Consider the following 20,871-nt stretch of genomic DNA (forward strand, 5'->3'; position numbering starts at 1 on the left):
ATCCTCAGGCAGGTTGTTGCGATGACACGAACGCTGCCAGGCTGGCGACGTTGGCGAAGTGCTTGCGGGTGTCCTTGGCTTCGGCGTCGATCTTGATACCAAAACGCTTCTGGATGGCCAGGCCCAGCTCCAGGGCGTCGACTGAATCCAGACCCAGGCCTTCCCCGAACAGGGTCAGGTCCGCGGCGATGTCTTCAGCGGTCATGTCTTCAAGGCCCAGGGCGTCGATGATCAGATTTTTAATTTCTAGTTCTAGATTGCTCATCTTGGGCGAGCTCCTTCAGAAAGTGCTGGTGCAGAAATTGGTTAAGTTTTCGGGATGCAACCGGAGCGGGGCCGGCGGCGTTAAAGGCTGCTGGGGCGATATCCTCACCTACGCGCAAACGGAAGTGAAAACGTCGCGACGGAATGCTGTACCAAGGTTCCGCCTTGGTTAGGGTTGTCGGCGTGACATCGATCACAACTGGCGTTACAACCCGCGCCCCGCGCAGAGCAATGGCGGCAGCGCCGCGATGAAACTCACGAAATTCACCCGGTGTCGTTCGGGTGCCTTCGGGGAACACAATTAGGGTCTGGCCTTCACGCAGGGCTCCTGCCGCCTCTTCAAGCATGTCCAGGCTACCGCTGTTGCTGATGTACTGCGCAGCGCGGATCGGGCCGCGCATAAAGGGGTTGTGCCAGAGGCTTTGTTTAACGATGCAGTTGGCGTCGCGGATAAAGGCAATCAGCACCACCACATCAATCAGCGAAGGGTGATTGGCGATGACCATCTGCCCCGGCTGACCCAGGCGCTCAATGCCTTCCACTTCATAGGTGAGCACGCCGGTGCGGTACATAAAACGTACAAAGTAATAGAAGGTGGCGCTGACTACCGCGCGGGAGCGGGTGCGATGGGCGACAGCATCGCCAGGCAGCAGGCGTAACAAGGGGAAGACCAGCACGCGCAGTATCACGCCGCCGATACCGAACAGGCTGAAACTCAGGGCAGTTGCAATTAAGCGCCACCAATACGGATGGCTGTATGAACTCAGACCTTTTCTCTCGACCATGTCCACTTCCGGTTCTTCCAGTGATGCTGCAATACCGTCTGGCCACTGCACAGTGCGCGTACCAGACTCAGAGCGTGGGGCCACTGCGAGCGTGGTCCGATTTCCTTGCTCAATTGCAGGTTCCAGTCGTCGCCAGCAGTAAGCAGCAGGGCAACGGCATACGGGAATGGCACGTCCTCTATGTAGGGACGGTAGAGCTCAGGCGGTGTTTCTTCGGCAATCACCAGCAGCACTGCTGGAGCGCCTTCCTGAAGCAGGCCACAGGCCTCAAGCACCGCGGTTTCCAGGCCGTCGCCTTCACCGGCCAGGGCGGTCATTTCGCTGGTGTCACCGCGTTGAATCGACCACAGACCAATAATCGCGTTATGCACAGATAGGCTGAACTGTGTGGGAGATAGCGGCTCGTTATGCGCAAGATCGCTGAGAATCGCCAGCGTTCGCGGTGTTTCGCCATGCCTGCTGGTGAATACCATAGGCAATTGCGGGTGCTGTTCAGCCAGCGGCCAGGCGACGTGAAATGCCATGCGCGCCAAACGACTCAAGCGGCGGCGTTGCATGGGCGGCAGGACGCTGACATCGGGTTGTTCGCCCTGATCGACAATGCACGACGGAGCCTGATGCCAGGCAAGCCAGTCAGCCGTACTGTCCACGCCCGGTGCCCAGGCGCGCCATTGTTCGATCAGAAAGTGTGTCACGCGGGTAAGTCCAAATATTCCTACGCCTAGTCAAACCCGCTTAGGACGGCATTCTCGTTGGCATTATGGAGGCATTATCCAGTCCCGATACAGACTGCGCAAATCATTAGGGAAAGATAGTCAATCAGACGTTTCCGTAATTCCTTCATCCTTTTCTGTAATTGTGCATAGAATCACTACAGTTTTGGGTTTAGGAGGTGCCGATGCGACGTGTGATCTTCAATCAGAAAGGCGGCGTGGGTAAGTCCAGTATCGCCTGTAACCTGGCCGCTGTTAGTGCTTCGCAGGGCTATCGCACACTGCTGATCGACCTTGACGCTCAGGCCAACTCAACCCACTACCTGACCGGGCTGACCGGCGATGACATCCCCATGGGCATCGCCGAGTTTTTCAAGCAGACCCTGTCAGCCACCTCGTTCCGAAAAAATAAGGTGGACATCTATGAAACGCCGTTCGAGAACCTGCATGTGGTGACCGCGACGGCGGAGCTGGCCGAACTGCAGCCCAAACTCGAGCAGAAGCACAAGATCAATAAGCTGGCCAAGCTGCTCGACAGCCTGAGCGAGGATTATGAGCGGATCTATCTGGACACGCCGCCCGCACTGAACTTCTATACCGTTTCTGCTCTGATCGCAGCGGATCGGGTGCTGATCCCCTTTGATTGCGACAGCTTCTCCCGTCAGGCCTTATACGGGCTGCTGGGGGAGATCGAAGAGTTAAAGGAAGACCATAATGAAGCGCTGGAGGTGGAGGGCATTGTCGTCAACCAGTTCCAGCCAAGGGCGAGCCTGCCGCAGCAGATCATTGACGAGCTGATCGAAGAAGAATTGCCGGTGTTGCCGGTGCATCTGATGAGTTCGGTGAAAATGCGCGAATCCCACCAGGCCTGCACTCCGCTGATCTTCTTGGATCGCAGCCACAAGCTGACTCAGCAGTTTGTTGAGTTGCATGATTTGCTGAACGAGGCAGATTGATCGCTTGTCGGCGCTGCGTATGCCTTGAAACCGCATGGTGAGTAACCCGCTGTGCGGGCTTACGCTACCCTGCGGTAGCGTTACCTACCTTGGGACTTGAGGGCTACCTCACCACCAGCACATCACACGGTGCTTTGTGCAGAAAGTGTTGAGCCAGGCTTCCCAGTAAGGCCTGGGACAGCGCGCTGCGGCCATGACTGCCAAGGATCAGCAGATCATTACTGTGTTCTTTCAGGTGATCCTGAAGGGAGCGCAGGATTCCGCCTTGCACGATGGAATGGCTGAGCGTGGGGCCCTTCTCTGGCAGGTACTGCTTTTCATCTTCCAGCAACTGATCAATTAACGCCTGCTGGGTCGCCAGTTGCGCTTCGACCTGTTTGGGCGTGCCTTTGCCGGGATCAAACACATGCACCGCATGCAGCGTCGCCGTTTCCGGCAGCAGGCGATAACCGTGTCCCAGCGCACTGCAGGCACACAGGGAAAAGTCGATAGCGGCCAGGCCGCGCTGGTACGGGCGGAAGTCGTTGCGGGTCACCAACAGCAGCGGCACCCGACAGTTGCGCGCGATGCGGTCTAGGCTGGTGCCGGGAAACAAGTCGTGGCGCTGATTATGGCTGCCTAAAACCAGCAGATCGCAGCCAGTTTCAATCACCTGTTGCAGCACCACGTCTGAAGGCTTGCCGCTGCGGATCAGCAATTCGCTTTTCGGGGCGTACAGGGTGAGGCTCTTGTCCAGCGCCCGCTGCGCCTGTTCCTGCTCCTGTTGGCTGGCATTCGGCTTGAGCACGTGCAGTACGCTCAGGCGAGCACCAAACTGTCTGGCCAGCTGCACGGCACGGCACAACGCAATGTCTGCGGTGTCGCGCAAGTCATGGGCGATCAGGATATGACTGGTCATTGCGGCGATCTCCTGCGGCGTGATGCTGCTTAATTATTATGGCCACAAGTGATAGCTGCATTTTCGTGCCAGAACAAGGCCAGATTCAGCGAGTTCGTAACTGATAAAGACCAACACTCTCTGCAACGACCTCGCCGGCTTCGTTGGTCAATTGCAGCTCCAGGGTGAATTCGGCTTTGCCCTGATCTTCTGCCTCACGCTGTAAACGCTCTATCTCGTTACTTTCGAGGCGGGCTTCTACTCGAATATCGCCAGTGGCCGGGCGGCGGAAGCGCAGATTCATCTCTTTAACAATGGGATAGAAGCGCTGAACGTCGAAGCTGGTCAGAAACAGCGCACCGCCAGGTAGTTCCGCCAGCGTGAACAAGGCACCGGCATACATGCTGCCAATGTGATTCTGATTACCCGCCAGTGGCATGCGCAGCCGTACAAACCCAGGCTCAAGCACCTCGGCTTTGAGGTTGCTGCGTTTAATAAAGGCGATCTGCTCTTCAGTGAGTTGGCGCACCAGCTCGACGGGCATGGACATGAGGCGACTCCGCTCTAGTTGTTATGTGGGCAGACTAGCGGCTGCTTATGTCGCCGTTAATGACCATGCCGTCAACGTAGGTTGACCAATTCGCTCAGATGCCTTGTTGGCGTAGCCAGCCAAGCAATTGCGGCAGCGGCATGGCGCCACTCTGGCGGGCCACTTCAACACCGCCTTTAAACAGGATCAGACTGGGAATTGAGCGGATGCCCAGTTGCCCGGAAAGCTGCGGGTTGTTCTCACTGTCGAGCTTGCCCAGACGGCAACGACCTTGGAGCTGTTGTGCGGCTTGCTGGAAGATTGGGGCAAAGCTGCGGCACGGACCGCACCAGTCGGCCCATACATCCACCAGCAAAGGCAGATCACCTTTTAATTGGCTGGCGAAGTTGCCCTGAGTCAGCTCGAAAGGAGCCGCCGGCAGTACTTCACTTTTGCAGCGCCCACAGCGTGGTGCATCACCAAGGCGCTCGGAAGGAATACGGTTGAGCCCGTTGCAGCTGGGGCAAGGGATAAGCAGAGGGTTGGACATGACGGACTCCGAAGCAGGATTAGCCCTTATCTGGAGTCTTTTAGTCGGATATCAAGTCTGGAATTGCGTGCTGTGGGTAAGTTGCTATCCACAGCACGGCAGTACAAACCTTACTTCGACGCCTCCAGCGCCTGTTCCAGGTCGGCGATGATGTCGTCGCTGTGCTCGATGCCAATCGACAGGCGCACCATGTCGCGCGGTACGCCGGCTCTTTCCAGCTCTTCATCATTGAGCTGACGGTGCGTGGTGGATGCCGGGTGGCAGGCCAGGGACTTGGCGTCGCCGATGTTGACCAGACGCACCACCAGTTTCAGCGCATCAATAAAGCGTGCGCCAGCTTCCTGGCCGCCCTTGATACCGAACGACAGAATCGCCGCTGGCTTGCCGCCGGTGTAGCGCTTAGCCAGTTCGTGTTCCGGGTGATCCGGCAGACCGGCGTATTTCACCCACGCCACTTGTGGGTGGTTTTGCAGGTAGTGGGCGACCTTCAGGGCGTTTTCGGTATGACGCTCCATGCGCAGGGCCAGGGTTTCCAGACCTTGCAGGATCAGGAAGGCGTTGAATGGCGACAGCGCCGCGCCGGTGTTACGCAGCGGCACCACGCGGCAGCGGCCGATAAAGGCGGCTGGGCCAAAGGCTTCGGTGTAGGTCACGCCGTGGTAGGACGGGTCCGGTGTGTTCAGCAGCGCGAAGCGCTCTTTGTTCTCGGCCCACGGGAACTTGCCGGAGTCGACTACGATGCCGCCAATGCTGGTGCCGTGGCCGCCGATGTATTTGGTCAGGGAGTGCACGACGATATCTGCGCCGTGTTCGAACGGGCGGCACAGAATCGGCGTAGCCACGGTGTTATCCACAATCAGCGGTACGCCGTGACGGTGTGCTGCGTCGGCCAGGGCTTGCAGGTCGACAATGTTACCGGCTGGGTTGCCGATGGATTCGCAGAACACGGCTTTGGTTTTATCGTCGATCAGTGCTTCCAGCCCGGCGATATCGTCGTGGGAAGCAAAGCGAGTTTCGATGCCGATGCGCGGCAGGGTGTGGGCCAGCAGGTTGTAAGTGCCGCCGTAGAGTTTGGCCACGGAGACAATGTTGTCACCGGCTTCGGCCACGGTTTGAATCGCATAGGTGATGGCAGCCATACCGGATGCGACCGCCAGAGCAGCAACACCGCCTTCAAGCGCGGCGACGCGTTCTTCAAGCACGGCGTTGGTTGGGTTCATGATGCGGCTGTAGATGTTGCCCGCAACCTTCAGGTCGAACAGGTCGGCACCGTGCTGAGTGTCGTCAAAGGCGAATGAACTGGTCTGGTAGATCGGGACTGCAACGGCCTTTGTTGTTGGGTCTGGGCTGTAACCGGCGTGAATGGCCAGAGTTTCCAGTTTCATGCGGATGTTCCTTTACTATGGCAGTTAAGAAAAATCGCAGCATCGCCAATGGCAAAGGGCCGGTCAATGCGCTGAGGCAATGAACCGGCCCTTTTTCTAGATCGTTTTAGCTGAGGCTTATAGCGCGCTGCGCCCTCAGTTCAGCGCCTGGAAGATGTTGAAGGCGCTGATGGCAGTGATCAGACATCCCACAATCGTCATCAGCACACGGGCTGGCAGGTGTTTGCACAGCAGCGCGGCAAACGGCGCGGCGAACATACCGCCCAGCACCAAACCTGCCACCATCTGCCAGGTGGATGGCTCGCCTGCAAGCAGGATGAACGAGGCGGCGCTGGTGATGGTCAGGAAGAACTCTGCGAAGTTAACCGAGCCAATGGTGGTGCGTGGGTCGCTGCCGGAACCGAGCAGGCTGCTGGTCACAACCGGGCCCCAGCCGCCGCCACCGGCAGCGTCAACGAAACCACCGAACATCGCCAGCTTGGCCACGTGCTTAGGCTCTTTGCGCTGTTGCTGCACATGGCGATACGCCTTGCGCAGAATGTACAGACCCATGATCAGCAGGTAGGCGGAGATGAAAGGCTTCATCACTTCGCCATCGAACGTGGTAATCAGCACTGCACCCAGAATCGCACCGATCATGCCCGGCAGCAGCAGGCGCAGGAACAGGGATTTGTTCACGTTGCCCAGCTTGGCGTGAGAGATGCCGGACAGGCCGGTGGTGAACACTTCAGCAATGTGCACGCTGGCGCTGGCTGCGGCGGGCGAGGCACCGGCAGTCAGCAGAAAGCTGGTCGCGGTGATGCCATAGGCCATGCCCAGTGCGCCATCAACCACCTGGGCGAGGAAACCGACGGCGACAGCGCTCCAAAACGCCGGGCTGTGCAGGGTGTCTTCGATGATTTCGAAGCCGCTGTGGCCACCGTGATCACCAAAGAACAAACGCCAGGCCAGGAAGGACAGCAGGCCAAGCATAATCAGCGCCGCAGCCCACACAGCTGCACGCAGTACAGGGTGGTTGTCGGGATGGGTAACGAAGTCTTCTACGGGTGGTAGCCCCAGCGCCTCATGCTCTTCGTTGAGTGGGCTTTGGCTGAGGTCCAGATTGCGGATTTTCATAACGAACAAGCGCGCCTGACAGTGGGTGGTAGAACAGGGCGAAAAGCAGGCGGCGAGAATAAACGCCTTTCTTTATATGGTCTAAGAATGTTTGGGAAGGTTTATATAGCTTTTCGATTTAACAGATAGGCTGTTCGCCTGTTTCAGTCTCCAGCTGTGGCTGTGTCTATCCGGTCTTGCCCAATAGGCTCTATCAGCATAGCCCGCGCCGTAATGGCTTGGGGCGTTAGTTAGCAGGGAGAAGCAATGCACACATTGGGCATATTGGGCGGTATGAGCTGGGAGTCCACAGCCACTTACTATCGGCTGTTGAATCAGGCAGTTCGTGATGTGCGAGGCGGACTGCACTCAGCGCCTTTGCTGATTCATTCGGTGGATTTCGCCGAAGTAGCGGCTCTGCAACGCAGTGGGGACTGGCAGGCTGCCGGCGAGCTTTTGGCCAATGCGGCACTGGGCCTGCAACGGGCAGGGGCGAGTGCATTACTGCTGGCTACCAACACGATGCACAAGGTCGCGGCGGCAATAGAGTCCGCTGTGGATATCCCGTTGCTGCATATTGGCGATGCAGTGGGGCAGTCGTTGCAGGCTCAAGGCGTCAGCCGTGCCGCGCTGCTAGGGACGCGCTTCACCATGCAGGAAGACTTTTACCGGCAGCGTTTGCAGGACCGTTTCGGGATCGAAGTGATCACGCCGTCGGTGACGCAAATGGGCGAAATCGACCGGGTGATTTTTGCCGAGCTATGCCAAGGGCAGTGCCTACCTGCCTCCCGTGATTTCTATTTGGCTGCTGTGGAGGAGCTGAAAGAGCAGGGCGCTCAGGCGGCGATTCTGGGCTGTACCGAGATCGGGATGTTGCTGGAAGGAAGCCATGCAGCGTTACCGCTGGTGGACAGCACCGAACTGCATGTGGGGATGGGGGTGGAGTGGGTGTTGCGGGAGTGATTTCGGTCTGAGTGTCAGGGCTTGGGGATGGGTTTCGCCCTTTCCGGGCGAGCCACTTTGATTCGCTGCGCTAACCCCTTCGGGACCGTGCTGAAGCACGTTCAACCTTCGGCTGTCTTGGGAAAAGTAGCCAAAACCGCCTGCCCCGTCGTACGGCCCTGCAGCTTCGCTGCGGGTTCGTTCCCAGAATCACCGCTCCAGAGGCCTGCCGCGAAGGGCCGTCGCTGGCCCATCGCCACTCTCGCGGCATCCATGCCGCTCAACCTCTTCCACGGTAATTCCGGTCACCCTCCTGAAGGGGCAGTTGGCGGTGTTCTTACGATAGTGAGCCACCCACGCGGCGTGTGTTTTTGTAGGGTGGTGTAAGGCCATAGGCTTACCCACCGTTACGTCAGTTGCATCCGGGCAGCTTGAGTTTTTTCATGCCGGCCAACTCCAGAATGAAACCGCAGAAAACAAAAAAGGCGTCCCGCCAGTCACCTAGCGAGGACGCCTTTGTCCAGGTCCCGTTATCTCGGGAAATACAGCCATCGTCGTTGACGGCCACATTTTTAAACTTGTGCAGTGCTTAAAGCAGAGAGTGTGCCAACTGCAAGGCAGGCCTGTTTCGGGACCTTATTGGTTGTAGATGGGCAATTCGGTGTGGGCTTTTGCACCGTTTAAAAGCGTGTTGTGCGCTATTGGTGCGCAGTTTAAGAACTGAGCCAGTTTACCGAGGGGAACGCTTTGATAAAGGCCTCAGGCATGGCCGTGACCTTACCGAGCTTGTAGTTGAAAAAGACAAAGCCGGACTTAGCCAGCGCGATCAAAGTGTCATCGGCGGGGCGAGTGATACGGAAGATGATGTCGCCGCCGTATTTGTTGAAGTCCATGACGCCGACTTCAAACAACAGCTGGTCACGAGCATGGGCTTCGGCGCGGTACATGGTGGCCAGATCGGTGACGATAATGCCGACGCCATCTGCGGACGCATCCTCAATGCCGAAATCGAACAGAAAGCGGGCCCGGGCTTCGGAGATCATCGAAATCATCGAGTCGTTGCCGAGGTGGTTGGCAGCGTTGATGTCCGTCACCCGGACTGTCAGTTGAGTGCTGTAACAAAACTGATCTTCGGGGAGTTTGAGTGTTAAGCGCGCCATAGCCATGACCTGAAAGTAAGAGAGCCTATAGCATCCGTTATGGGCTCAGGATTAAGACGGACTGAGTAACCACATTTTACGATATGGCACTTATGAACATTGTGTGGGTTGTGGCAACTGCCCTTATAGCGGGTCAAATCTATCTCCCGGAATGGCTTCTGATTTTCTAAAACCAGAGAAACAACTGGCTGATCAACTCACAGAGCTTGAATCGCTGAAAAGTGATTAAGGCCTGCAGCAAGCCCCGAGGAACAGCGCGTTCAGGAGGACGATCAGAGTGCTGAGCTTTGCGGTCTACGTACTGAGCTTGAGTGGGGGCGCATGCTTTGGCGATATCACACCCGCCCGAGATTGATACGGACCTTGGGTTTGATGCCTACCCAGACAAACGCAGAGCTTATTTAAGGATTTCGGAAGCTGAAGTAGATTCGGCGTTCTGCACCAGATCGATCAGCCAGGTGCGGAACGCCACGACTTTTTTCGAGTTGGCGATTTCCAGCGGCGTCACCAGATAAAAACCCAGCTCAGACTTCAACTTGAGATTGAACGGCGCCACCAGTGTGCCCGCCTTCAAGTCGTCGTCAACGTAGGTGGAACGTCCGATGCACACGCCCAGACCGTCGATGGCGGCCTGCACCGCCATCATCGCTAGGTCGAAGGTCAGCCGCGTGCCTTCGGCGAGTTTCTTCGGCTGCCCCGCCGCGCTCAACCACATGTTCCAGTCGTTGCTGGTCATGCCGCTGACTTGCAGCAAGGTGTGATTGGCCAGATCGACCGGGCTTTTCAAGGCTTTGGGGCCGGTCAGCAGTTTGGGGCTACAGACCGGAAAAATCTCGTCGGACATGAGCCAGTCCGCACGCAAGCCTTTCCAGTCGCCAAAACCGTAGCGGATCGCCGCGTCGATGCCGCCCTTGCGAAAATCTACCAGTTCGGTGGATGCGGTGACCCGCACGTCAATGTTGGGGAACGCGTTCTGAAACGATGCCAGACGCGGCAGCAGCCATTTGGAGGCCAGGGACACCAGGGTGCTGATCGTTAAGACGCTGTTGTTGGTTGATTCGAGCAACATCTCCGTGGAGTAACGCAATTCATGGAACGCCGAGCGAATGCCGGGCAGGTACGCATGACCTTCGGTGGTCAGCGCCAGACCATCCTTGAGGCGCAGAAACAGGCGAATGCCCAGTTCATCTTCCAGTCGGCGGATCTGATGGCTGATGGCCGTCTGCGTAACGTTCAGCTCTTCGGCGGCCTTGGTAAAGCTCATATGCCGGGCAGCCGCTTCGAACGCTTTCAATCCATTGAGAGAGGGAATCCGAGCGACCATAAGATTTCGTAATGCTCATGAGATTTTGTCATAAGGTAGCACTCAAGAAGTCCTTTGCAAAATGTTTCAGAGGTCGTGGATTCTGGTGTCGCTTACAAGCCACAACGACCTGGAATCGACCACTCAAAGGATGAGATCACAGTGAATAAGACAGTTGAACTCAACAGCAGCCCGGACGAAAAAACGCCACAACTGAAAGCTCGCAATGCCTCGAGAATGGCTGAAATCAGCCGCCCGCATTTCGACGCCGCGTATGAAGAGGGTCTGATGGGGGTTTCCTGCCGTGTGCTCGACAACCGCCGTATCGAAATCGCAACCAGCGGCAAGGAAGTGATCGACTACACCCGCTGCGGTTACCTTAACTTGGACTCCCACCCCAAAGTGCTTGCCGCCGCCAAGGACTTGATGGAAGAAATCCCCTCGACGCACTTTTCGGTTGCCCGCACCCGGCTGGCCGCCGAGCCGCTGGTACGCTTGGAGCACACCCTGACCAAGCTGTTCGATGTCAACGGCGTGGTGGTGTTTCCAACCGTAGCCGCTGCAAACATGGGTGCCTTGCCGCTGCTGGCCGCTGGCCTGTTCACCGGTGGTGAGAAGCCGCTGATTGCGTTCGACCGTTTCGCCCACGTGACCTTGCAATACCACATCCCGGTTCTGCGCGAAGAGACCGAGGTGATCGTCATTGAGCACAACGACCTCGAACATCTGGAGCGTCTATGCCAGAGCGGTCGCAAGGTCGCCTACGTCGGTGACGGCGCGTACTCGATGGGTGGCGCGGCACCGGTTCGTGAACTGCGTGCGCTGCAAGACAAATATGGCCTTTTCGTCTACCTGGACGATGCCCACGGCATTTCGGTAGTCGGCAAACACGGTGAAGGTTTCGTCCGTTCACAACTGGACGGCCTGGACGAGAACACCATCGTCGCCGCCTCCTTGGGCAAAGGCTACGGCGCCGCCGGTGGCCTGCTGATGCTGGGCACGAAGCACATCGAAAACTCGATCCGCCGCTACGCTCCGACTTACGGGTTCTCCTGCGCACCGAATATCGCGGCCGTGGGCGCGGCACTGGCCTCGGCGGAAATCCACCTCACGCCAGAACTGCACAAGCTGCAACACGCGCTGCGCAACAACATGAAGCTGTTCGACAACCTGGTCCCGACCGAAACCAGCGGCAGCGAACTGCCGATCCGCATTGTGCGAATCGGTAACGAAGAAGCCGCCATCGCCAAGGGTAAACATCTGCTGCAACAGGGTCACTACGCTTCCGTGGTGTTCTTCCCGACCGTACCGCGCGGTCAGGCAGCCCTGCGCATGTCGCTCACTGCCGCCCACGACCCGGCCGACATCCTCGACCTGAGCCTGATGCTCAAGAGCAGCGATGTGCACTTGGACAGCGGCCCGACCGCCGCCGAGCTCCAGCCTGCGCTGGCCGTTTGACTGATGTCGTACAGGAGACTTTTACCGTGAAGCGAACTGATTTAGCAGAAACCTTCGTCACGGCAGTGACGGACTTCGATATCAACACGGCTTCGCTGGATGAGATTCGTGGCATTCAGGAGCTGCTCTACGAGCGCAAAGTGGTGGCGCTGAAAAACCAGACGTTGACCCGTGAGGGCTATCAGCAGTTCGCGGCGTGCTTCGGCGAACTCGAACAGTTCAAGCTCAAGAGTTACCACGATCCGGCGTACCCGAACATTCTGGTGATCAACAACCGCAACGGCTCCGGCGCTGTCGGTGCGCGCAAACTCGGCAACATGTGGCACAGCGACTCCAGCTATCTGACCGAGCCCCTGCCTCTGACCATGCTCCATGCGCAACTGCTTCCAGAAGCGGGCGGTGACACGCTGTTCGTGGACATGCAGTCGGTGTATGACGACCTGCCAAAGGAGTTGTACGAGCGGGTGAAAAATCGTCAGGCGGTACACGACGTGCGCTGGACCTACAAAGTCAAGGAGGACGATGTCGGGGAATCGATCCAGGAAATCTTCGCGCGCCTGGAGCAGACCTTTCCGGCCAGTACCCACCCGACCGTTGCTGTACACCCGCGCACCCATCGAGAAAGCCTCTACGTCAATCCGGGGTACACCACGTGCATCAGTGGTTATTCGCAGGAGCAAAGTCGAGCCCTGCTTGATGAGCTGTTCGCGTTTGCCCTGACGCCGGAGCGGATCTTCAACTACCAGTGGGAGCCCAACGACCTGCTGATCTGGGATAACCGTTCGGTACTGCATTGCGCAACCGAGTTGCCGCGCGACGCCCAGCGGGTGATGTTCCGCATCGGCGTTAACGACGGTGAGTTCTTTGCCCCGAGCGTGCTGCAGGAGCATGTCGCATGAGCAAGAAGCGCGTACTGATCGCCCATATTCTGGGCGCCGAAGGCAAGCAAATGCTGCGCGAGCGTGACGACATCGAAGTGGTGGAGTTTGCCAACACCATCGAGCAGGACCAGTTCCAGGTCCTGCTCGAGAGCTTCGATGAAGTTCACGGCGTGATTCTCGGCCTGACCCGCTTCGGCAGCGCCGAACTGCAACGCACCCCGGTTTTGCAAGTGGTGTCGCGGATCGGCGTCGGCTTTGACGCGGTGGATATTCCGGCGATGACCGAGGCAGGGATTCCGGTAATGGTTTGCGCCAACGCCAACCACCGGGCCGTGGCGGAACACACCCTGGGCTTCATGCTGTCGCTGGCCAAGCGCACCGAAGCGCTTACCGATCTGGTACGCGACGGCAACTGGCATCAGCGCTACGACTACCTGCCTACGGAACTGGAAGGTCGCGAAGTGCTGCTGGTCGGCTGCGGGCGGATCGGCGCCCGTGTCGCCACGTTGCTGGTGGCGCTGGGGATGCGGGTCAAGGTGTACGACCCGTACCTCTCGCCACGCCAGTTGCCGCAAGGCGTGGAGCAGGTCGCCGTGCTGGAACAGGCGTTGTCGAGCGCTGATTATGTGAGCCTGCACTGCCCGAAAACCGCCGAAACGGTCGGCCTGCTGTCTGCCGAACGTCTGGCCCTGATGAAACCGCATGCCTACGTGATCAACACCGCCCGTGGCGGCATCGTCGACGAGCAGGCGCTGTATCAGGCGCTGGTAGAAAAACGCCTCGCCGGTGCGGCACTCGACGTGTTCCTTCCTGAGCCGCCGCCATACGGCACCGGCCTGCTGAGTCTCGACAGCGTGATCTGCTCGCCGCACCTGGCCGGGGTTTCGCGCGAGGCGGTCAGCCGCATGGCGAAACTGGCCGCCGGCAACGTGCTCAACGTTTTCGACGCCGTACCGAACCGCGACAACGCGGTGAACCCGCAGGTGTTCGACCGGGCGACTCACCTGGTGCAAGCGGATTCCGCCGAAGCGATCCCTTACCCGATCTGACTTGTGAGCAATGGAATGCACTTACGCAATCAGCTGTTCGATGACCAGCGTGACGCGATGACCCCGATCCTCTACGGCTACTTCGGTTTCAGCTTCGTCACCGACCACGGCAGTTTCGTGACCAACCTCATATCGGTGGATGCATCGATTCCGGAGTTCACTGCGATCGTCGTCACCATCGTCGAACTCTCCGATGAACTGGCCCTGCTGTTGGGCTTCTGGATCGGGCCGATCGCAGCGCTGTTCGTGCATTTCTTCAAGAACGTGAGCATTGCCGCCGTTTTTCTATTCAGTCCCTGCGGATACTCAATATGAACGATTTGATTGCACCGGTTGCCGACCTGCGCGACTGGCTGGCACGGGCCGAGAAAATCGGCGAACTGCAAACCGTCTCGCAAGCCGTCGACCCGATTGAAGAAATGAGCGCTATCACTTACCTGGTGGCCCGCCAGCCCGCCTCACCGGCGGTGCTTTTCGATCAGGTGGATTCGCCACTGGGTCTGCGTCATTTGTGGAACATCTTCGGCCCGAGCGTGGCGCGCACCGCGATCACCCTCGAAGAGGCCCCGGACACGCCGGTCATGGAACTGATCCAGCGTACCAAGGACAAGCTCAAACACAGCATCGCCCCGCTTGAGATCGCCGCCGAAAGCGCGCCGATCTACCAGAACACCCTCACCGGCAATGACATCGACCTGACCCGTCTGCCGATCCCCAAACACTGGCCGCGCGACGGCGGTGCCTACGCTGGCACGGCAGACGCGGTGTTCACCCGGGATCTGGAATCCGGTTACCTCAACGTCGGTACGTATCGAATGATGATTCAGGGACCGCGCGAGGTTGGCCTGTCACTGGCACCGGGCAAGGACGCTCTGCGGCATATCCATCAGGCCTGGGCCAGAGGTGAAGCACTGCCCGTTGCGGCAGCATGGGGCGTCGATCCATTGATGATGGTGGTGGGGTCGCAATCGTTGCCGCCGGGCGTCAGCGAGTACGATTTTGCCGGTGGTATCAAGGGCAAACCGGTTGAAGTGGTGCGTGCGAAAAACTCCGACCTGCTGATTCCGGCTGCGGCGGAAATTGTCATCGAGGGCGTTATCCGCCCGGGCTCGACCCGCGAAGAAGGGCCGTTCGGCGAGTTTACCGGCTACTACGGCTATAAAGACATCGACTGCCCGCTGATCGAAGTCACCGCCTTGCACTATCGCACCCGACCGATTCTGACCAGCGCGCTGATGGCCGATTTCCCGTCGAACGAGCAGAGCGCGTTTTTCTCCACCATTCGCTCGGCGAAGATCTGGAACGACCTCGACAAGCTCGGCATCCAGGGCATCAAAGGTGTGTACTGCCCGCCAGCCGCTGCCGGCGCCTTCGGCATGATTGTCATTAGTCTCGAACAGAAATACGCCGGGCATGCCGCACAGGCTCTGTCCCTCGCCGGCCAGGTGCCGGGTGGTGCGTACATCACCAAATGGATCGTCGCAGTGGACGAGGACGTCGACCCGACCGACATGAATCAGGTGCTGTGGGCCATGGCCACCCGCGCCACGCCGAGCGATGACATCGACATACTGCGCAACACCCGTGGCTCGCCGCTGGACCCAGCACAGAACCCGCCGGAAAAACGATTCTTCGGCTCCAAAGCCCTGATCAACGCCTGCAAGGACTACCGCAACATCCGCAATTTCCCGACCCGCACGCTGCTACGTCAGTCGGTCTACGAACGGGTGCGCGAGCGCTGGAGCGATCTGGGGCTGCCGGGCGAAGCCCCGGTGGTGACTGCCTTCGACACGGCGGTGGATACCCATGAGCACCCCTGAACGGCGCATCGTGGTCGGCATCAGCGGTGCCAGCGGGGTGATTTACGGCGTGCGCACTCTGGTGCTGCTGCGAGAGCTGGGCATCACCACGCATCTGGTGATGACCAAATCGGCGCAAGTCACCCTGGCTCATGAACTCGACATGAAAGTGGCGGATGTCAAAGCCCTTGCCTGCGTCGTCCACGATCCGGCGGACATCGGTGCTTCGATTTCCAGCGGCTCGTTCAAGACCCTAGGCATGGTGGTGACACCCTGTTCGATCAAAAGCCTTTCGGAAATCTCCAGCGGCATCACCGGCAGCCTGCTCAGTCGCGCAGCCGACGTGACGCTTAAGGAGTGCCGGCCCTTGATTCTGATGGTGCGGGAAACCCCGCTGCACCTGGGGCACCTGCGCAGCATGACCCAGGTCTGTGAAATGGGCGGCATCGTAATGCCGCCGGTGCCGGCGTTCTATGCCCGGCCGCAATCCATCGAAGACATGGTCGACCACACGGTTGGCCGCATGCTTGATCTATTGGGACTGGACACCGGGACGGTACGTCGCTGGGGTTGAAACATCGCGCTGGGCTGCACTTTCGACAAGCGTGCTTCGGCGCCTTGCCGATTCGCTCTTTCACAACCTGACCACACAACAGCGTTGCATTTGCCTGCCCGATACAGGGCAGGCAAATGCAACGTCGATTCACTGTAACACTCACCGGCTGCGCTTCGGCGCGTCGGTCAGCATTCACTCACGACATCGACCTCGTCGGTGTATAGCCACAACACGGTCAACAGGCCGGCAGCAACAAACGCCAGAGCTATGATCGACAAGGCGCCAGTGGCGCGTCCTGGCCCTTCGAGGGTGGCGCCGAGCAAGGCGATACCGGTTACCCCGCCACATTGGCGCGCGGCATTGAGTACCCCAGAACCGACGCCGACCTTGCTGCTCGGCACGCTCGCCAGACAAGCGCCGACGATCACTGGCAACGTTGCACCGCCCAGGCCGATCAGCAGCCCGCCGATCACTAAGCTGACGCGATCCAGACCATACAACGCCAGCAACGCCGCCCCGAGCGCGCCGCAGAGCATGCCGGCTGCGCCCATCGATCGGGCTCCGAAGGCGTTGGACAAACGCCCTGAAAGGCTTGCCATCACCCCGGTGGCAATGGTCATCGGGATCATTGCCAGGCCAATCTCCACCGGCGTGCGGCCCTGGCCTTGCAACGCGAAGGGCAGGACGAACAGGCTGCCGTAATACGCCAGGGTTTGCAGAAACCCGGCACCGATGGCGACAGAAAAGGTTCTCGACTCGAACAGATTCAGCGGCAGCATCGGTTCACGCTGGGCACGCTGCGAATAGATGAACGCTGCAGCGCAAACCAGCGCCGCCAGCAATGTCGCGATTATCCAGACGTTGGCCCAGCCCCACACCGGCCCTTCAATCAGGGTAAAGATCAACGACACCAGCGCCAGTGCCGAGAGTAGCTGCCCCACCCAGTCGATAGCACGCGGCTGGATGCCAATGCGACTGCTGCGTATCGCGCAACAGCCCAAGGCGATCAGGCTGAACGGTACGTTCAGATAAAAAATCGAACGCCAGTCGACCAGTTCCACCAGCATGCCGCCAAATAATGGACCGCTCACCAGCGCGAGCGCCGAGATCCCACCCCACAAGGCCACTGCCTTGGCTCGCTCCTTGGGACCGGGATACGCCCCGACCAGCAATGCCATGGAGCTGGGCAGCATCAGCGCCGCACCGATACCCTGAACCGCCCGTGCGGCAATCAGCTCGACCACGCCTTGCGCCAGAGCGCAGGCTACCGACGCACCGGTAAACACCAACAGGGCGAATAGAAACACTCTCCGCGCGCCCAGCCGATCGCTCAGCGCCCCAGCGGACAACAGCAGACTGGCAAACACAAGGGTGTAGGCGCCGGCAATCCATTGCAGACGATCCATCCCCGTTGCCAGGTCATGCCCAATGCTTGGCAGCGCCACGTTCAGCGCCGTTACATCCATTGCGACCATGAACGAACTCAACGCCACGCTCACCAGAACCGGAGCCGCCGAAGCAGGTCTGGCCGCCAGATCCATTGACAGGGTTTTGCCCACTTTCAACACCTCACTGTGTATTCAGGTGTGATCCTGAGTCGGAGCGGGTGCTCCGTAAAATTAAATCTCGATTAGTCGAACATAAGAGGAACTACTGAGATGATGAACCTAATGCATTGGCGCCTGCTGGTTGCCGTGGCTGACGCCGAAAATGTTTCCCGCGCCGCCGAGCGCTACGGCATTACCCAGTCGGGCGCCAGTCAGGCCCTGACACAAATGGAAGAAGCGCTGGGGGTGAAAGTCTTCGTGCGCGACCGCCGCCAGACCACCGTGACCGCCATCGGGCAACAGATCGTTGAACGCGCGCGGCGCATGCTCAGCGAGTTCGAATCAATCCAGAATTTGGTAGATGCCTCGCGCGGTTGCCATCTGGGGCGGATCAAACTCGCCAGTTTTCCTTCGGTGTTCGCCAACCTGCTGCCGCCGCTGCTGCAAAGCTTCAGTCGACTGCACCCCGGCATTGAGATCGTTACCCTCGAAGGCACTGACGAGGAAGTCGAGCAATGGCTGGCCAACAGCAGCATCGACCTGGGCGTGGTGATGAACCCCAGCCCTTCCAGTGGCGCACTGCTGCTGGGCCGCGACTCGTGGGTGGCTGTAGTGCCCACCGATCACTACCTGGCGCGCAAGTCCTCGTCCAGCACCGTGGCCCTCAAGGATCTGGTGGAAGAACCGTTCATCCTCGCTACCGGTGGTTGCCACCTCAATGGCCAATCACTGGTCGAACGCGAAGGCCTCAAGCTCAAGGACATCAAGATCACCGTGCGCGACTGGACCACGGCGTTTGCGCTGATCAGCGAAGGCATGGGCATTTCCATCGTGCCGGCCTCGACCCTGCCGGTGGACCGCCGGGGCATGCGGGTCTTCGAGTTGAGCAAGCCGATCTATCGTGAGTTCGGCTTGGTGTGCTCAGCTGCTGGCGAACGCACGCCTTCTGCCCTGGCGTTTCTCAATGAAATCCGCAAATCGACCCTCAGCAACGACATCCCGATGACCGTTCGCAGTACCGAAGTGAAAGTCGCCTAAATGGCCATAAGAGCACCTAATGATGGGCTCATAAGATCGTAATTTTACCGATCAATGCCATGACACCAATATATCTGGGACGAGGCTCACAGCCGTTTCCGGCCTAGAACATCACTCGTTCGGGGACGTGTGGCCCATTTATAAGGAGATACCTATGAAACTGTACTTTGCCCCCATGACTTGCTCCCTTTCGCCGCATATCGTACTGCGTGAACTCGGCCTGCCTTTCGAACTGATCCGGGTCAACAATAAGACCAAGGCCACAGCTGACGGCCGTGACTTCCGCGACATTAACCCAAAGGGTTACGTGGCCGCGCTGGTGCTGGACAACGGCCAGGTGCTGACCGAAGGCCCGGCCATCGTGCAATACCTGGCCGACCTGGTGCCGGGCAATTCCCTGGCACCGGCCAACGGCACTTGGGAACGCACCCGCCTGCAGGAAATGCTGAACTTCATCACCTCGGAAATCCATGGTGGTAGCGCGCCGCTGTTCAACGCCGACATTCCTGAACAGACCAAGGAAATCTTCCGCCAGAAGCTGTTCAAGCGTCTGGACTACCTGAACAAGGGCTTGGTCAATAAAGACTTCCTGCTGGGCACCTTCGGTCTGGCCGACGCCTACTTGTTCGCCGTGCTCAAGTGGCTGCCGTTCTTCAATATCGATGTGAAGGACTGGCCGGAACTCGCTTTGTTTATGGAGCGCATCCAAGCACGCCCAAGCGTACAGGCCGCGATTGCCGCGGAAGAGGCAACGCAGCTGGTTTAATCACGGATGACAGAGGCCAGTCGCTGCTGGTCTCTGCCCACTTCAACCTGGATGAAGACCTCTATGCAGACCATTGAACGCGTCCCAAGTGGCCACGCAGGACGTAGTCGTTCCTGCGCCTACGCCAACATCGTTTACACGGTCGCAACCTCCCCGGACACCTCGCTGGACATCGTCGGGCAGACCCACCAGGCTCTCGCCGCCCTGAGCGCCAGCCTCGAAAGTCTCGGCTCCCACCCTTCGCGCATGCTCTCAGCCCAGGTGCTGCTGGCGGACATGGGCAGCAAAACCGTGGTCGATGAAATCTGGGCCCGCTGGATCGGCGACAACCCGCAGCACTGGCCGCAGCGCGCCTGTTACGGCGTCGACCTGGGCGGCAAGCTGCTGATCGAAATCATCGTCACCGCGGCTCGAGAAACGGCATATGACGCATAACGATCAAATCGAGCAGGTGATCCGCTCCTGCGAAGCACAACGCAGTGCCGCCATGCTCGACGGTCAACTTGATATCTTCAGCTATCTGTTCCACCCGAACCTGACCTACGTCCACTCCAGCGGTGTGGTCGACGATCTGAAGAGCTACCTTGAGAAATGTCGCTCCCGGGAGTTCATCTATCACACCTTGAACCATCAAATCGACAAAGTGACCCGAGCGGGTGAACTGGCGATCGCGGCTGGGGAAATGGTCGCCACTGTCACCTCCGGGGGCATGCGAAAACAACTGCATAACCGAACGCTCATGGCGTGGAAGAAGACCGATGAACAATGGCAACTGCTGGTCTATCAAGCGACGCCGCTCAAGCCGGCCTTGGTCCCCGAAGTAACGTGAGCGACTCGGTGTGTGCCAGCTCTCGGAGCAGTCGGCGGGATGCTCAGGAAATTAGCCCGCTGAGCAACCAGAGGCCGAGCAGCAGCCAGATGATTCCGGCAATAAAGGATTTGCGCACGAACGCCCGGCACCCCACATACAGCAGCCACAAGCCAAGCAGCAGGACTACCAGGCTGAGCAGCGAGGGGGTTACTCCCAGGGCATTAGACAGACCGGTGATAAAACTGCCGATGATGCCGCCCATGGCACTGAGTAGTGCACCGAGGTTTTCCACGATAAACCGAATAAAGGTGCCTACGGCCTCGCCGAGCGTTTCGAAAAAACCATCCACTGTCGTCGTTCCTTAATTACGGTCAGTTTGCCTGTAGAGTGGGGCGCGAAATGAGGCG

The 20,871-nt window shown here is 58.9% G+C and carries 24 protein-coding genes; 12 read left to right on the forward strand and 12 right to left on the reverse strand.

The features are described from left to right. Nucleotides 1-4 precede the first annotated feature (4 nt). The 3 genes from AO726_RS09990 to AO726_RS10000 are packed head-to-tail and all read right to left on the reverse strand — an operon-like array spanning nucleotide 5 to nucleotide 1,744. Complete coding sequence (locus tag AO726_RS09990; RefSeq protein WP_058067911.1) at nucleotides 5-265, reverse strand: phosphopantetheine-binding protein; 261 nt, start codon at nucleotides 263-265, stop codon at nucleotides 5-7. Further along, the gene (locus AO726_RS09995) at nucleotides 240-1,049 is read right to left on the reverse strand and encodes a lysophospholipid acyltransferase family protein (protein WP_177330545.1); all 810 of its coding nucleotides are present in this window, start codon (nucleotides 1,047-1,049) and stop codon (nucleotides 240-242) included. The genes AO726_RS09990 and AO726_RS09995 overlap by 26 nt, the downstream gene beginning before the upstream one ends. Next, entirely contained in the window at nucleotides 1,028-1,744 is a 717-nt protein-coding gene (locus tag AO726_RS10000) for a beta-ketoacyl synthase chain length factor (protein ID WP_058067912.1), read from the reverse strand. The genes AO726_RS09995 and AO726_RS10000 overlap by 22 nt, the downstream gene beginning before the upstream one ends. 203 nt (nucleotides 1,745-1,947) lie before the next feature. Between AO726_RS10000 and AO726_RS10005 the strand changes: the two genes are divergently transcribed. Then, complete coding sequence (locus tag AO726_RS10005; RefSeq protein WP_058067913.1) at nucleotides 1,948-2,718, forward strand: ParA family protein; 771 nt, start codon at nucleotides 1,948-1,950, stop codon at nucleotides 2,716-2,718. 103 nt (nucleotides 2,719-2,821) lie between these two features. Here AO726_RS10005 and AO726_RS10010 read toward each other — a convergent pair whose 3' ends face one another. From AO726_RS10010 to AO726_RS10030, 5 genes are all read right to left on the reverse strand, one after another. After that, nucleotides 2,822-3,616 carry a universal stress protein gene (locus AO726_RS10010; protein ID WP_058067914.1) on the reverse strand — a complete coding sequence of 265 codons (795 nt, stop codon included), beginning with the start codon at nucleotides 3,614-3,616 and terminating at the stop codon, nucleotides 2,822-2,824. Between the two features lie 85 nt (nucleotides 3,617-3,701). After that, nucleotides 3,702-4,145, reverse strand: coding sequence for a YiiD C-terminal domain-containing protein (locus AO726_RS10015; protein ID WP_058067915.1), 444 nt, complete (start codon nucleotides 4,143-4,145; stop codon nucleotides 3,702-3,704). A 94-nt stretch (nucleotides 4,146-4,239) separates the two neighbouring features. Further along, a complete protein-coding gene (gene trxC, locus AO726_RS10020) occupies nucleotides 4,240-4,674 on the reverse strand; it encodes a thioredoxin TrxC (protein ID WP_058067916.1) in 435 nt (144 codons plus the stop codon). A 110-nt stretch (nucleotides 4,675-4,784) separates the two neighbouring features. Further along, nucleotides 4,785-6,059 carry a bifunctional O-acetylhomoserine aminocarboxypropyltransferase/cysteine synthase gene (locus tag AO726_RS10025; RefSeq protein WP_058067917.1) on the reverse strand — a complete coding sequence of 425 codons (1,275 nt, stop codon included), beginning with the start codon at nucleotides 6,057-6,059 and terminating at the stop codon, nucleotides 4,785-4,787. 135 nt (nucleotides 6,060-6,194) lie between these two features. Next, nucleotides 6,195-7,175 carry a sulfite exporter TauE/SafE family protein gene (locus AO726_RS10030; RefSeq protein ID WP_058067918.1) on the reverse strand — a complete coding sequence of 327 codons (981 nt, stop codon included), beginning with the start codon at nucleotides 7,173-7,175 and terminating at the stop codon, nucleotides 6,195-6,197. 246 nt (nucleotides 7,176-7,421) lie between these two features. On the opposite strand from AO726_RS10030, the gene AO726_RS10035 reads away from it, so the two are divergent. Beyond that, nucleotides 7,422-8,117, forward strand: coding sequence for an aspartate/glutamate racemase family protein (locus AO726_RS10035; protein WP_058067919.1), 696 nt, complete (start codon nucleotides 7,422-7,424; stop codon nucleotides 8,115-8,117). Between the two features lie 692 nt (nucleotides 8,118-8,809). On the opposite strand, the gene AO726_RS10040 is transcribed toward AO726_RS10035, so the two are convergent. Together AO726_RS10040 and AO726_RS10045 are read right to left on the reverse strand one after the other, a co-directional pair. Continuing rightward, a complete protein-coding gene (locus tag AO726_RS10040) occupies nucleotides 8,810-9,256 on the reverse strand; it encodes a thioesterase family protein (RefSeq protein ID WP_058068005.1) in 447 nt (148 codons plus the stop codon). A gap of 397 nt (nucleotides 9,257-9,653) precedes the next feature. After that, complete coding sequence (locus tag AO726_RS10045) at nucleotides 9,654-10,580, reverse strand: transcriptional regulator GcvA (RefSeq protein WP_058067920.1); 927 nt, start codon at nucleotides 10,578-10,580, stop codon at nucleotides 9,654-9,656. Nucleotides 10,581-10,721: 141 nt separating this feature from the next. Between AO726_RS10045 and AO726_RS10050 the strand changes: the two genes are divergently transcribed. The 6 genes from AO726_RS10050 to AO726_RS10075 are packed head-to-tail and all read left to right on the forward strand — an operon-like array spanning nucleotide 10,722 to nucleotide 16,320. Beyond that, nucleotides 10,722-12,017, forward strand: a complete 1,296-nt coding sequence (locus tag AO726_RS10050; RefSeq protein ID WP_206542509.1) for an aminotransferase class I/II-fold pyridoxal phosphate-dependent enzyme — start codon at nucleotides 10,722-10,724, stop codon at nucleotides 12,015-12,017. A gap of 26 nt (nucleotides 12,018-12,043) precedes the next feature. Continuing rightward, nucleotides 12,044-12,916, forward strand: a complete 873-nt coding sequence (locus AO726_RS10055; RefSeq protein WP_058067921.1) for a TauD/TfdA dioxygenase family protein — start codon at nucleotides 12,044-12,046, stop codon at nucleotides 12,914-12,916. Then, a complete protein-coding gene (locus AO726_RS10060; protein ID WP_082629102.1) occupies nucleotides 12,913-13,947 on the forward strand; it encodes a hydroxyacid dehydrogenase in 1,035 nt (344 codons plus the stop codon). Before AO726_RS10055 ends, AO726_RS10060 begins: the two co-directional genes overlap by 4 nt. Before the next feature lie 15 nt (nucleotides 13,948-13,962). Next, nucleotides 13,963-14,262, forward strand: coding sequence for a hypothetical protein (locus AO726_RS10065; RefSeq protein WP_058067922.1), 300 nt, complete (start codon nucleotides 13,963-13,965; stop codon nucleotides 14,260-14,262). After that, the gene (locus AO726_RS10070) at nucleotides 14,259-15,767 is read left to right on the forward strand and encodes a UbiD family decarboxylase (RefSeq protein ID WP_058067923.1); all 1,509 of its coding nucleotides are present in this window, start codon (nucleotides 14,259-14,261) and stop codon (nucleotides 15,765-15,767) included. Before AO726_RS10065 ends, AO726_RS10070 begins: the two co-directional genes overlap by 4 nt. Continuing rightward, nucleotides 15,754-16,320 carry a UbiX family flavin prenyltransferase gene (locus AO726_RS10075; RefSeq protein WP_058067924.1) on the forward strand — a complete coding sequence of 189 codons (567 nt, stop codon included), beginning with the start codon at nucleotides 15,754-15,756 and terminating at the stop codon, nucleotides 16,318-16,320. The genes AO726_RS10070 and AO726_RS10075 overlap by 14 nt, the downstream gene beginning before the upstream one ends. Before the next feature lie 167 nt (nucleotides 16,321-16,487). Here the strand turns inward: AO726_RS10075 and AO726_RS10080 are convergent, their stop codons facing one another. Then, complete coding sequence (locus tag AO726_RS10080) at nucleotides 16,488-17,861, reverse strand: MFS transporter (protein WP_152987266.1); 1,374 nt, start codon at nucleotides 17,859-17,861, stop codon at nucleotides 16,488-16,490. Between the two features lie 99 nt (nucleotides 17,862-17,960). Between AO726_RS10080 and AO726_RS10085 the strand changes: the two genes are divergently transcribed. The 4 genes from AO726_RS10085 to AO726_RS10100 all read left to right on the forward strand — a co-directional run bounded on the left by AO726_RS10085 (nucleotide 17,961) and on the right by AO726_RS10100 (nucleotide 20,482). Beyond that, nucleotides 17,961-18,887, forward strand: coding sequence for a LysR family transcriptional regulator (locus tag AO726_RS10085; RefSeq protein ID WP_177330546.1), 927 nt, complete (start codon nucleotides 17,961-17,963; stop codon nucleotides 18,885-18,887). A 154-nt stretch (nucleotides 18,888-19,041) separates the two neighbouring features. Then, nucleotides 19,042-19,653 carry a glutathione transferase GstA gene (gstA, locus tag AO726_RS10090; protein WP_058067926.1) on the forward strand — a complete coding sequence of 204 codons (612 nt, stop codon included), beginning with the start codon at nucleotides 19,042-19,044 and terminating at the stop codon, nucleotides 19,651-19,653. Between the two features lie 6 nt (nucleotides 19,654-19,659). After that, nucleotides 19,660-20,088 carry a Rid family hydrolase gene (locus tag AO726_RS10095; RefSeq protein ID WP_206542510.1) on the forward strand — a complete coding sequence of 143 codons (429 nt, stop codon included), beginning with the start codon at nucleotides 19,660-19,662 and terminating at the stop codon, nucleotides 20,086-20,088. Further along, nucleotides 20,078-20,482, forward strand: coding sequence for a nuclear transport factor 2 family protein (locus tag AO726_RS10100; RefSeq protein WP_058067928.1), 405 nt, complete (start codon nucleotides 20,078-20,080; stop codon nucleotides 20,480-20,482). The genes AO726_RS10095 and AO726_RS10100 overlap by 11 nt, the downstream gene beginning before the upstream one ends. A 43-nt stretch (nucleotides 20,483-20,525) precedes the next feature. Here AO726_RS10100 and AO726_RS10105 read toward each other — a convergent pair whose 3' ends face one another. Then, a complete protein-coding gene (locus AO726_RS10105) occupies nucleotides 20,526-20,813 on the reverse strand; it encodes a hypothetical protein (RefSeq protein WP_058067929.1) in 288 nt (95 codons plus the stop codon). Nucleotides 20,814-20,871 lie beyond the last annotated feature (58 nt).

This window comes from Pseudomonas sp. TTU2014-080ASC (assembly GCF_001446935.1).
GTDB lineage: Bacteria > Pseudomonadota > Gammaproteobacteria > Pseudomonadales > Pseudomonadaceae > Aquipseudomonas.